Source organism: Streptomyces sp. SolWspMP-5a-2, from assembly GCF_900091845.1.
GTDB classification, from domain to species: Bacteria; Actinomycetota; Actinomycetes; order Streptomycetales; family Streptomycetaceae; genus Streptomyces; species Streptomyces doudnae.
Window position 1 is genome coordinate 1 of the sequence record NZ_FMCI01000233.1, and the last position, 12129, is coordinate 12129.

At 76.5% G+C, this 12129-nt stretch carries 9 protein-coding genes and 1 pseudogene; 5 read left to right on the forward strand and 5 right to left on the reverse strand.

What is annotated here, in order from left to right; translation table 11 throughout:
* Positions 1–39 precede the first annotated feature (39 nt).
* The 3 genes from GA0115242_RS22895 to GA0115242_RS22905 all read right to left on the reverse strand — a co-directional run bounded on the left by GA0115242_RS22895 (position 40) and on the right by GA0115242_RS22905 (position 3078).
* A complete protein-coding gene (locus tag GA0115242_RS22895) occupies positions 40–1104 on the reverse strand; it encodes a FecCD family ABC transporter permease (protein WP_093831424.1) in 1065 nt (354 codons plus the stop codon).
* Positions 1101–2171: a FecCD family ABC transporter permease gene (locus GA0115242_RS22900; RefSeq protein ID WP_093831426.1), complete on the reverse strand. Its 1071-nt coding sequence runs from the start codon at positions 2169–2171 to the stop codon at positions 1101–1103. Before GA0115242_RS22900 ends, GA0115242_RS22895 begins: the two co-directional genes overlap by 4 nt.
* A 151-nt stretch (positions 2172–2322) precedes the next feature.
* Positions 2323–3078 (reverse strand): AraC family transcriptional regulator, encoded by a 756-nt coding sequence (locus tag GA0115242_RS22905; RefSeq protein WP_237549248.1) that lies wholly within the window; start codon positions 3076–3078, stop codon positions 2323–2325.
* Between the two features lie 123 nt (positions 3079–3201).
* Here GA0115242_RS22905 and GA0115242_RS22910 point away from each other — a divergent pair, with 123 nt between their 5' ends.
* Together GA0115242_RS22910 and GA0115242_RS22915 are read left to right on the forward strand one after the other, a co-directional pair.
* Positions 3202–5292: an ABC transporter transmembrane domain-containing protein gene (locus tag GA0115242_RS22910; protein ID WP_093831428.1), complete on the forward strand. Its 2091-nt coding sequence runs from the start codon at positions 3202–3204 to the stop codon at positions 5290–5292.
* Complete coding sequence (locus GA0115242_RS22915) at positions 5289–7232, forward strand: ABC transporter ATP-binding protein (RefSeq protein ID WP_093831430.1); 1944 nt, start codon at positions 5289–5291, stop codon at positions 7230–7232. The genes GA0115242_RS22910 and GA0115242_RS22915 overlap by 4 nt, the downstream gene beginning before the upstream one ends.
* Before the next feature lie 10 nt (positions 7233–7242).
* Here the strand turns inward: GA0115242_RS22915 and GA0115242_RS22920 are convergent, their stop codons facing one another.
* Both GA0115242_RS22920 and GA0115242_RS22925 read right to left on the reverse strand, forming a co-directional pair.
* Positions 7243–8511: a DUF6745 domain-containing protein gene (locus tag GA0115242_RS22920; RefSeq protein ID WP_237549249.1), complete on the reverse strand. Its 1269-nt coding sequence runs from the start codon at positions 8509–8511 to the stop codon at positions 7243–7245.
* Positions 8512–8608: 97 nt separating this feature from the next.
* A complete protein-coding gene (locus GA0115242_RS22925; protein WP_093831432.1) occupies positions 8609–8935 on the reverse strand; it encodes a hypothetical protein in 327 nt (108 codons plus the stop codon).
* A 187-nt stretch (positions 8936–9122) separates the two neighbouring features.
* Here GA0115242_RS22925 and GA0115242_RS22930 point away from each other — a divergent pair, with 187 nt between their 5' ends.
* The 3 genes and pseudogenes from GA0115242_RS22930 to GA0115242_RS22940 all read left to right on the forward strand — a co-directional run.
* Positions 9123–10082, forward strand: a complete 960-nt coding sequence (locus GA0115242_RS22930) for an STM4015 family protein (protein WP_093831434.1) — start codon at positions 9123–9125, stop codon at positions 10080–10082.
* Between the two features lie 10 nt (positions 10083–10092).
* Positions 10093–11043 carry an STM4015 family protein gene (locus GA0115242_RS22935; RefSeq protein WP_093831436.1) on the forward strand — a complete coding sequence of 317 codons (951 nt, stop codon included), beginning with the start codon at positions 10093–10095 and terminating at the stop codon, positions 11041–11043.
* A pseudogene (locus GA0115242_RS22940) lies at positions 11024–12118 on the forward strand (STM4014 family protein); the annotation flags it as partial. The gene GA0115242_RS22935 and the pseudogene GA0115242_RS22940, both read left to right, overlap by 20 nt.
* Positions 12119–12129: the final 11 nt, after the last annotated feature.

Genomic DNA, 12129 nt, shown 5'->3' on the forward strand with positions numbered 1-12129 from the left:
GGGAGAGCGGGGTGCAAGAGAGGTGAGGGAGAACGCCGGTCAGGTCGCGGGCGTGCGGCGGCGGGCGACCAGCAGGCGGCACAGGTAGAGGCCGCCGAGGACCCCTGTCATCGCGCCGACGGGCAACTCCGTCGAGGGCAGCACCCGTTGCGCGGCGAAGTCGCTCGCCGAGAGCAGCAGGGCGCCCATGAAGGCGGCGGGCACGACCAGCGCGCCGGGGGAGCGGACCAGCCGTCGGCACAGTTGCGGCGCGGCCAGCGCGACGAACGTGATCGGACCCACCGCGGCCGTGGCGGCGGCGGCCAGGGCGGTCGCCGCGAGCGCCAGGACCAGGCGGGTCCCGCCCACCGGCACCCCCAGCCCGCGCGCCGTGTCCTCGCCCAGTTCGAGCCAGCCCAGCGCCCGCGCCGCCCACACCGTGACCGGGGTGAGCACGGCCAGCGCCAGCGCGAGCGGCCCGACGACCGCCCAGGTCGTCGAGTTGAGACTGCCGATCAGCCACAACTGCGCGTCCTGCGCCTCGTACAGGCTCGCCCGGGTCAGCAGGTACGCGGTCAGCGACGTCAGCATCGCGCTGACCCCGATGCCGACCAGGACCACCCGGTAGCCGAGGGACGGTCCGCGACCGGCCGCGACGGCCCCCACGACGAGCGCGGTGAGCAGGCCGCCCGCGACCGCCGCGACGGCGGTGGCGTACGCGCCGCCGTGCAGGACCACGATCTGCACCACGGCCCCGGTCGCCGCGCCGCTGGTGAATCCGATGACGTCCGGGCTGCCCAGCGGATTGCGCGACAGGCTCTGGAACACCGCCCCGCTCATGCCGAGCGCGCCCCCGGCGAGCACCGCGCACAGCAGCCGGGGCAGCCGCAGGTCGAGGACGATGAAGTCCTCGGCGCCCGTCCCGGAGCCCAGCAGGGTCGCCAGCACCCGGGGCAGCGGCAGCCGGAAGGCGCCCGTGGTCAGACCGAGCGCGCCGAGCGCGAGGCAGCACAGGGCGAGCAGCAGGCAGACGGTCAGGGTCCGGGGCCGCCAGCGCAGCGAGAGCCGTTCGCCGCGCAGCCGCAGGACGCGTCCCGGCACCGAGACGGGGTGCGGGGCGGTCACAGCGCCGCGATCCTGCGCCGGCGGACCAGGGCGATGAAGACCGGCGCGCCCGCGAAGGCCGTCACGATGCCCGCCTGGATCTCCCCCGGCCGCCCGACGACCCGGCCGATGATGTCCGAGCCGAGCAGCAGGGCCGGGCCGAGCAGCATCGCGTACGGCAGCAGCCAGCGGTGGTCGGGTCCGGTGAAGGCCCGCGCCAGATGCGGGACGGCCAGGCCGACGAAGGCGATCGGGCCCACCGCCGCCGTCGCCGCCCCGCAGAGCAGGGTGACCGCGACCGCGCCGAGCAGCCGGGTGCGGGTGACCTTGCTGCCGAGGGCGCGCGCGGTGTCGTCGCCGAGGGCGAGCGCGTTGAGGGACCCGGCCAGGCCGAGCGAGAGCAGCGCGCCCACCGCGAGGAACGGCAGCACCTGCCAGAACACCGAGACCGGGACCCCGGCGAGGGACCCCACGCCCCAGAACCTGAACTGGTCGAAGACGTCGGGCCGCAGCAGCGTCAGCACCGAGATCAGCGCGCTCAGCACGGCGCTGACGGCGGTCCCGGCGAGCGCGAGCCTGACCGGCGCGGGCCCGGACCGGCCACGCGCCCCCAGCAGGTGGACGGCGGTGGCGGCGGCCCCGGCGCCCGCGAGCGCCGACCACACGTACACCGGGGTCCCGGCCGCGCGCCACAGGGCGAGGGTGGCGACGACGGCCGCCGAGGCGCCCATGTTGACGCCGAGCAGGCCGGGGTCGGCGAGCGGATTGCGGGTCAGCGCCTGCATCAGCACCCCGGCCAGGGCCAGCGCGGCGCCGACGGAGATGCCGAGCAGCGTCCGCGGCACCCGCAGGTCCAGGACGACCGAGGCGTCGACGGAGTCGCTGCCGTGCAGCAGCGCACGCACCACGTCACCGGGCGGGATGGGCTTGGCGCCGACCGCGACGCTCAGGACGGCGATCAGCAGCAACAGGGCGCAGGCGGCCAGCAGTCCGGCCAGCCGGAGGGCCGTCGCGCCGCGACCCGGGGCGGCGGCCGGTGCGGCGGGCCCGGTCCTCACCTCGGGCGCGCTCACGCGGGGGGTGGTCATCGTGCTCCTCGACGACGAACGGATATCGACGCAAGGAATCAATGATCAATAAGCTTAGCCTTGCCTAACCAGGCTACGAAGGCCGGTGAACGGGCGGCAAGCCGCGCAGACGCCATGTCATGTCGCCAAAACGCCAACCGGGGCCCGCGGATCAAGAAGCGGCGCCGGAACCGTCCCGCGAACCGGCGAAGTAGGCGGCCGGAGTGTGACCGGTGACACGTCGGAACGCGGCCACGAACGCGCTCGGCGTCGCGTACCCCACCCGCTCCGCCACCCGCCCGACCGGCTCGCCCTCCGCGAGGTGGACCAGGGCCGCCTGCAGTCGCGCGTGCACCCGCCACTGGTTGAACGTCATCCCCGTCTCGGCGAGGAACAGCCGCAGCAGCGTCCGCGCGCTGGAGCCGATGGCGTGCGCGAACCCCTCCAGGCCGCGCGGGTCGGCCGGGTCGTCCAGGAGCAGCCCCGCCACCTCGCGGGCCCGCGCGTCCGAGGGCAGCGGCAGCTCGAACACCGCGCCGTCGGTCGGACGCAGCACCTCCACCAGGACCGCCTCGGCGTGCGCGCGGGCCGCGCCGGACGGCTCGTCCGCCAGGTACCCGATGAGATGCCGGGCCAGCGGCGACACGGCGAGCACCGTCGGCGCCGTCCAGGTGAACGGGCAGCCCGCCGGGTCCAGATACACCCCCTGGAGCACCGTCTCGCGCAGCGCGGCGGTGGTGTGCCCGACACCGCCGGGGATCCACAGGGCCAGATGCGGCGGCAGGACCCAGCAGCGGTCCTCGATGCCCACCATCACCACCCCGGAACTGGCCCAGGCGAGCTGGTGCTCGTCGTGCGTGTGCCGGCCGAAGGACTGCCCGCGGAACATCTCGAACCGGGCGAAGTCGATGGAGTTGTCCTGCGTCATACGAGCGGTTCCCGGTCCTCGGGCCAGGTGCTCCCGATACCCGCGGGCCCTTGGCTGATGTGCGACATACGGTGGCGTACCGCGCTGTTTACGCCACTTGTGAGGCAACCCTAACGTGACGAGGTGACCGCACCCGCCCCGACCGCCCGCCCGACCGCCGCCCCGGCACCCGCCGCCCCGCCGCACGACCCGCCGGACGCCTCGCCCCGCGCGCTGCTGTGGTGGGCCCTGCGCGCCCGGCGCCGCGATCTGGCCCTCGCCGCACTCTTCTTCAGCACCCACCAGCTCGGCGAGGCGCTGGTCCCGGTCGTCGTCGGCGCGGCCGTCGGCGACGCGGTCCAGGACGGCACCCCCGGTGAACTGGCCGGATGGCTCGGCCTGCTGGCCGCCGACTTCCTGCTGCTGTCGCTCTCCTACCGGTTCGGCGCCCGCGCCGCCCAACGCGCCGCCCAGCACGCCGAACACCTGGCACGCGGCCGACTGACGTCGGCGGTCCTGCGGCCGACCGGCGGGGTCCGCCTGCTCCCCGGCGACCTGCTGAGCCGCGCCGCCGGGGACGCGTCCCGCGTCGGGGCCTGCGCCCGCACCCTCGCCTCGACCGTCGCCGCGGTGGTCGTGCTGCTCGCCGCCACGCTGCTCCTGGTGCGGATATCACCGCTGCTCGGCGCGCTCGTCGTGGTCGGCACCGCCGCGCTGCTCGCCGCGCAGAACCGTCTCTCCGGGACCCTGCGCCGCACCAGCGCCGCCGAGCAGGCCCGGCAGGCCGACGCCGCCGCGCTCGCCGAGGACCTGGTCCGCGGCCTGCGCGTCCTCAAGGGCATCGGCGCCGAGCGGACCGTCGCCGCCGACTACGCCCGGGTCAGCCGGGACGCGGTCCTGGCCGCCCGGCGCGCCGCGTCCGCCGAGGCCGCGCTGCTCTCCCTCGGCACGGTCTTCACCGGCCTCTACCTCACCGCCGTCGCCGCCGCGGGGGGCAGCCTCGCCCTCGACGGACGCCTCGGGCTGGGCGAGTTCATCGCCGCGCTGGGGCTCGCGCGGTTCGTGATCGGCCCGATGCGGGTGGTGGCCGCGGCCCGCGCCGGGTACGCCCGCGCGATCGCCTCGGCGGGCCGCGTCCACGAGGTGCTGACCACGCCTCCGGCGGTGACCGACCTCGGGGGAGTGACCGGGGTCGGCTCGGGGGACGAGGCCCTGGCCGGGGGCGGGGGTGGAGCAGGGCGTGTGGCCTTGGCCAGGACCGGAGCTGGGGGTGGAGTTGGGCGTTTGGGCTCGGCCGGGACCGGGACCGGTGGCGGAGCTGGGCGTGTGGCCTCGGTTGGGACCAAGGCTGGAGGTGACGCTCGCTCCGGGGCCGATGACGGCGACGGCGCCGGGTTCGGGGTGGGTGATGGGGGTGAAGACGGGTTCGGGGTTCTTCGTGACGGTGGCGGTCGCGGTGCCGGGATCGGCGTCGGTGCCGGGCGTGCGGTCGGTGCTGGTGCTGGTGCCGGTGCCGGTGGCCCGGTCGGTGACGGGTGGGGGGTGGAGTTCCGGGGGGTCCGGTTGGCGGACGGGTTCGTGCTGGACGCGCGGGTGCCCGGCGGCTCGCTGACCGGGCTGGTCTGCGACGCGCCCGCCGTCGCCGAGGCCGTCGCCGCGCTGCTCGCCCGGGAGTCCGACCCGGCCGGGGGAACGGTGCTCCTCGGCGGCACCGACCTCACCGCGCTCCCGCTGGACACGCTGCGCGCCACCGCCCTGGTCTGCCCGCACGAACCCGCCCTGCTGCCCGGCACCCTCGGCGACAACCTCGGCGCCCTCTCCGACGACCCGGCGGCCACCGCCGAGGCCGCCCGCGCCGCCCTCGCCGACCAGGTCGTGGACGCGGCACCGCACGGCGCGGACACCTCCGTGGGCGACCGGGGCGAGACCCTCTCCGGCGGCCAGCGCCAACGCGTCGCGCTCGCCCGCGCGCTCGCGGCCCGCGCCCCCGTCCTCGTCCTGCACGACCCGACCACGGCGGTCGACGCGGCCACCGAACACACCGTCGCCGACCGGGTCCGCCGTGCCAGGGCGGGCCGCACCACGCTCGTCGTCACCAACAGCCCGGCCTGGCTCGCCCGGTGCACGCACGTCGTGCACCTGCACGGCGCCCCCGGCGCCGAGCGCCGCGACACCGGCACCCACGCGAGCCTCCTGGCCGAAAGCCCCGCCTACCGACGGACGGTGACCCGATGACGACCCCCGCCGCCCCGACCCTGCTCCCCGTCGCCACCGGACGCCAGACCAGGGCCAGGCTGCGCCGGGTGCTGCGCGGCCGGGGACCGTCGCTGTCGGCCGTCGGCGCCGCCCTCGTCGCCGACAGCGCGCTGGGCCTCGCCGGTCCCGTCGCCACCGGGCGCATCACCCAGGCCATCGCCGACGGGCGCGCCCCGAGCGCCCTCGTCGGCCCGGTCCTGCTGCTGGCCGGGGCCGCCGTCGCCGCCGCCCTCACCGGCTGGGCCGCCGCCGTCCTGCTCGCCCGGCTCGTCCTGCCGGTGACCGGACGGCTGCGCGAGGACGCCGTCACCGCGGCCCTCGCCCTGCCCGTCGACGTCGTCGAGGCCGGCGGCACCGGCGACCTCGTCTCCCGTGTCTCCGGCGACGCCGACCGCGTCACCACCGCCGCCTCCGGCGCCCTGGGCGACTTCGTCTCCGCCGCCCTCGCCATCGCCGCCACCCTCGTCGGACTCGCCGCCCTCGACTGGCGTTTCGCCCTCGCCGGACTCCTCGCCGTGCCGATCCAGGCGCACACCCTGCGCTGGTACCTGCGTGTCTCGCGGCCCGTCTACGCCGAGGGCAGGGCCGCCGACGGACGCCGCGCCTCCGCCCTGCTCAGCGCCTTCACCGCGCTGCCGACCCTGCGCGCGCTGCGGCTGGGCGCGAGCCGTGCCGCCCGGGTGGAGGAGGCGTCCGAGCAGGCCATGACCTACGAGTTCCGGGCGACCAGGGCGGCCACCCGGTTCTACGGGCGCCTCAACGCCGCCGAGTTCACCGGGCTCGCCGCCATCCTGCTGGTGGCGTTCGCGCTGGTGCGCTCGGGCACCGCCGACATCGGCGCCGCCACCACCGCCGCCCTCTTCTTCGTGGGCCTCTTCGACCCCGTCAACACGATGCTCGGCACCTTCGACAGCGTGCAGCAGGCGGGCGCCGGGCTCGCCAGGATCGTCGGGGTCGCCACCCTCGCCGCCCCCGGCACGGGCGGGACCGCACCCGCTGTCCCCGCCCGGCCCGCCGCCCCGTCCGCGCCGACCGGTGCGGCGGTCGCCGTCCGCGGTGTCCACCACCGGTACCGGAACGGACCCGACGTGCTGCACGGCATCGACCTCGACCTCCCCGCCGGACGGCACCTCGCGGTGGTCGGCGCGACCGGTTCTGGCAAGTCGACGCTCGCGACACTGATCGCCGGGCTGCGTCCGCCGCACACCGGGGAGGTCACCCTCGGCGGCGTCCCCACCGCCGACCTGGCCGTCCCCGCGCCGGACGGCCGCCGCCGGATCGCGCTGGTGACCCAGGAGCACCACCTGTTCCGGGGGACGCTCACCGACAACCTCCGGCTGGCCCGCCGGGACGCCGCCGACCGGGACATCGCGTCCGCGCTCACCGCCGTCGGCGCCGACTGGGTCGCCGCGCTGCCCGAAGGCGCCGACACGGTCGTCGGCACCGGCGCCACCGAGCTGACCGCGAGCCAGGTCCAGCAACTCGCCCTCGCCCGCGTCCTGTTGCTCGACCCCGAGGTCGTCGTCCTGGACGAGGCGACCGCCGAGGGCGGCAGCGACGCGGCCCGCACCCTCGACCGGGCCGCCCGCACCGTCACCGAGGGCCGCACCGCCGTCGTCGTCGCCCACCGGCTCTCCCAGGCCGCGACCGCCGACACCGTCCTGGTGATGGACCGCGGACGGGTGGTGGAACACGGGGACGGCGACCGGCTCCGGGCGGCCGGAGGCGTGTACGCGGACCTGTGGGCGGCCTGGTCGGGCGACGGCGACGGCTCTGGCGGCGGTGGTGCCGACGGCGGCAAGGACGGAGGCCGTGCGGCGGAGCCGACCGCGCCAAGACCGGCGGAGCCGACCGCGCCGGGACCGGCGGGGCGGACGGGACCGGGGCCGGGTCCGGCGGGGGCCGGACCGGTCGGCTGAGGGGCGGCGGTCACGTCTCCCGCATCGGGCGGTACTCCGCCTCGGACACCCCGAACGTCCAGGCCACGCCCTCCCGGGCGGTGCGCGTGGTCGGCGGCACCCGCAGCCAGTACGTGCGGACCGTCCCGTCCGGCTCGGGCGTGGAGTTGAGGACCTCCACCATCACCACCGCCTCGTCCCCCTCCAGGGCGATCCGCCAGAGCGTGCCGGTCTCGTCGCGGTCGATCGGGCGGGCGCCCGAGTCCGTGAGGTAGCGGTCGTAGCCGTAGTACTCCAGCATCACCCGGCGCAGCTCGGCGTTCTCCTCGGCCCTGATCCGCTCAGGTGTCAGGGTGGCCAGCTCGGCCAGGAACGCGGCCGGTACCGGCATGCCACGCCACGCGTACAGCGCGAAGCCGTCCGGGTAGGCGAGCGCCGGTCCGTCCCCGTTGTCGAGGCGTCCGGCCTCGTCCCGGCGCAGCGCGACCGGGCGTTCGCAGACCACCGCGACCCTCGCGAACGGCCACCACCAGCCGGCGCTGCCGCACACCGCGCCGAGCCCGTCGAGCGGAGCCCGGTCGGTGGGGAAGGCCGCGAGCCACGGCGCGTCGTGCTGGCCGAGGACGGCGTCCAGCAGGATCAGCCGGATCTCCGCCTCGGCCCGGGAGCGGCGCAGCCGCTCGGGTGCCTGGGCCTCCGACCCCGGTTCGAGGACCGGCGCCTCGCCCAGCAGGTCGTCCAGCACCCCCTGCCGGATCCGGTCGACCAGCGAGTGGGTCGTCTCCCAGAGCCTGCCGCCGGTCGACCCCCAGTGCGCCGACCACCCCGCCGCCCCCAACTCCTGGTGCAGCCGCGCCCGTTCCGCCGCCCACGGGGCGGTGCGCACCGCGTCCCTGACGCTCGGCCCGGTGTCCGTCATGGCGCGGATCAGGGTGACCGCCTCACGGGGCGACCCCGCCCACACGATCCGCTCCGGCGCCACCAGACCGGCCCGCCGGTAGGCCAGCGCGACCCCCTCCTCGGCCGCGGCCCGGTCGGCGGGCGACGCGTCGGCGGCGCGGGCGCGCCACACCGCGGTCGCGTCCCCGGACCCGGCGGCCTCCGCCCGCCCGTGACCCGCCCCCGGCTCGTCCGTCCCCCGCTCTGCGGGCGCGCTCTGCCCGTCCGGCCCTGTCCCGGGGTGCCCGTCCGTCCCCCGCAGGTCCGGCGCGCCGTGGCCGTCCGGCCCGGTCCGCCCCTCGGCCGCCGTGTGTCCCGCCGTCGTCCGCATCGTCCCGTCCACCCCGCCGATCGCGTTCATCGCCCTGTCCCTCGCCTTTCCTCACAGCCGTGCCTGTCCCGGGACCCGCCCTCGGCCCCACCCCGCGCGCCGTGCCTGCGACGCGCCCGTGCCCCGCTCAGTCCGCGACGATCCGCACCGAGCCCGGCACGTACTCCCGCTGCCTGATCACCCGGAACCACCCCTTCGGCAGCGCGATCGGACCGTGCTCCTCGTGCACCACCCGCCCGCCCTGCGGCAGATGGAGCAGGAACCGGCCGAACGGCCCCGGCTCCCGCACCAGTTCCCCCGGGCCCACCACCGCGTGGGCGTGGCCGGTGACCTCGCCCAGCGCCAGCACCAGCCGCCCCCGCGTGTCCCGCGGCTCCCTCGGGGCCGCCGCCACGTGCGACGGCACCGCCTCCTCGGCCACGGGCACGATCAGCACATCTCCCTGCCGGTACACGGCACACCTCCGTCCGGCGGCGCACCGTGCGCCGACCTCGTGCCAACGACAGTAGGAGCCACCACTGACAACGGCCCGTGCCCGGCGCCGGACGAGCCGTTCGTCCACCCTCAGCGCCGCGTTGTCAGTGCCGATTGGTAGAACTGCGACACCACGGAACGCATCCACTTCTTCCAGGAGCAGCCGCATGACCATCGGTGACCACCTCGACTCCCTGTACGGGCTGCCCGCGTACCCGTTCCCGCACGCCAAGGCCCCCAAGGACGGGCTGCCCGAGCCGGACGGGCACGCCTGGCGGATCGCCAGCGACGTCTACGACTCGGACGAGCCGTGGGAGTCCGCCTTCGCCCGGTTCTGCGCGGACGTCGACACCACCCGGGTCCGTGCCCTGATCGTCGGCGCCTGGTCGGACGCGTACGACAGCGCCCCGACCGCCGTCGTCGAGGCGCTGGTCGCCGCCAAGGACCGGTTCCCGGCGCTGCGCGCCCTGTTCATCGGGGACATGGTGATGGAGGAGTGCGAGATCTCCTGGATCCGCCAGACCGACCTCACCCCGCTCCTCGCCGCCTTCCCGCGGCTGGAGGAGTTCGGCGCGCGCGGCGGCACCGAACTCGCCTTCCCCGCGCTCGACCACTCCTCGCTGCGCCGTCTCACCCTGGAGACCGGCGGCCTGCCCGCCGAGGTGGTGCGCGGGGTCGGCGCCAGCGACCTGCCCGCGCTGGAGCACCTCGACCTGTGGCTCGGCACCCCGGACTACGGCGGCGACAGCGAGGTGTCCGACCTGGAGGGCATCCTCTCCGGCGCCCGCCTGCCCCGCCTGCGCGAACTGGCGCTGCGCAACAGCGAGATGCAGGACGCCGTCGCCGTCGCCGTGGCCGCCGCGCCGGTCGTCGCCCGCCTGGAGGTCCTCGACCTGTCCATGGGCGTCCTGACCGACGACGGTGCAACGGCTCTCCTCGCCGGGCAGCCGCTCACCCACCTCAGGAAGCTCGACCTGCACCACCACTACCTGAGCGAGCCCGTCCAGGAGCGGATCCGCCAGACCCTGGCGACCGCGGGCGTCGAGGTCGACCTCGACCGCGCCGACGCGGACGAGGACGAGGAAGACGACGGCACCGTCTGGCGCTACGTCTCCGTGGGGGAGTGACGACGCCCCCATGCGCTACCACCCCTCCCACCTGAAACGGTTCCACGACCTGCCGGTCCACGACTACGAGCCGGGCGGGGACGGCCGCCGACGCCCCCTGCCCGAACCGGACACCGTCGCCTGGCGGGTGGGCGCCTCCTGGGAGCAGCCGTTCGAACCGCTCTGGCGGAGCTTCCTGGACGAGGTCCGCTCCGAGGACGTCACCGCCCTCGTGATCGGACTCTGGTGGGAGGAGTGGGACGAGCACGGCATCACCCCGGTCCTCGACCTGCTGCTCGCGGCCGTGGACCGCTTCCCGCGGCTGCGCGCCCTGTTCCTCGCCGACGTCGAGTCCGAGGAGTCGGAGATCTCCTGGATCCGCCAGGGCGACCTCTCCGTCGTCCTGCGCGCCTGGCCGGGGCTGGTGGAACTGGGCGTGCGCGGCGGCACGGAGCTGCGGCTCGAACCGCTGCGCCACGACCGGCTGCGCACGTTGCGCGTCGAGTCGGGCGGCCTGCCCGCCGAGCCCGTCCGCGCCCTCGCCTCCTGCCCCTTCCCGGCGCTGAACAGCCTGGAGCTGTGGCTGGGCACCAGCGCGTACGGGGCGTCCAGCACCGTCGCCGACGTCAAGGCGCTGCTCGACGCGGTGGGCCGCTGTCCGGGACTGCGTCACCTGGGTCTGAAGAACAGCGAGATGCAGGACGCCGTCGCCGCGGCGGTCGCCGAGGCGCCGGTGGTCGCGGGCCTCACCTCCCTCGACCTCGGCATGGGCACCCTCGGGGACGCGGGCGGTGGCGCGCTGCTGTCCGGGCAGCCCCTGACCCATCTGCGCCACCTCGGTCTGCGCCACCACTTCATGGGCGAGGAGACGGCGGAGCGGCTGCGCGCGGGCCTCGAACCGCACGGGGTCGCCGTCGACCTCACCCCCGCCGACGCCCGTCCGTACCGCCAGGGGAGGCGCTATGTCGCCGTCGGCGAGTGAACCGCCGCGGCGCTTCGCGGTCGTCGGCAACCCGGACAACCGCCGCGTCGCGCTCTTCACGGACGCCGTCCGCGCGGCCGGGCTGCCCGCCCCGCGGGTCGTCCCCTGGATCGACGTCCTGCGCGACGGCGGCGCCGACTTCGGGCCCGCGGAGATCGTCCGCGTCGACTCGCCGGGGGAGGACGAGGAGGTCGACCGTCTGCTGCGGGGCGGGCTCGGTCCCACCCGGGTGGAGGGCTCGGCCCGCTGGTACGCCGGGCTGACCGGAGCGCTGGCCGGGCTGCGCGGCGGGCTCAGGCTCGACGACCCGGACGACCTCGCCGTCCTCTTCGACAAGCGGCGCTGCCACGCCGTCCTCGACGCGGCCGGGGTACCGGTGCCCGCCTCACCCACCTCGGGCCCCTCGGCCGCGCCGGTGGCGGGCTGGGACGACGTGCGGGCGCTCATGCGCGAGCACCGGATGCCCCGGCTGTTCGTGAAACCGGCGCACGGCTCCTCGGCGTCGGGCGTGCTGGCGGTGGAGTCGGGCGGCGCCGGGCGGATCCGGGCGACCACCTCCGTGGAGCGCGCCCCCGACGGGAGTCTGCACAACTCCCTGACGGTGCGCCGCTACGAGCGCGAGGCGGACATCGCGGCGATCGTCGACGCGCTCGCCCCGGACGGGCTGCACCTGGAACGCTGGCTGCCGAAGGCGTCGCAGGACGGGCGGGCCGCCGATCTGCGGGTCGTGGTGGTCGCCGGACGGGCCACCCACGCGGTGGTCCGCACCAGCCGCACCCCGCTGACCAACCTCCATCTGGGCGGCCGCCGGGGCGACCTCGACGCCGTCCGCCGCTCGGTGGAGGCCGCCGGGGCCCGCTGGTCCGACGTGCTCGGGGTCTGCGAGCGCGCCGCCGCCTGCTTCCCGCGCACCCTCTGCGTCGGGGTCGACCTGCTGCCCGCCGTCGGCTGGCGCCGGGCCGCCGTCGGCGAGGTGAACGCCTTCGGCGACCTGCTGCCCCGCCTCACCGGCCTGCCCGGCAGCGGCGCGGAGGGCCTGGACACCTACGCGACCCAGGTGGCCGCGGCCCTGCGTCACCACGCACC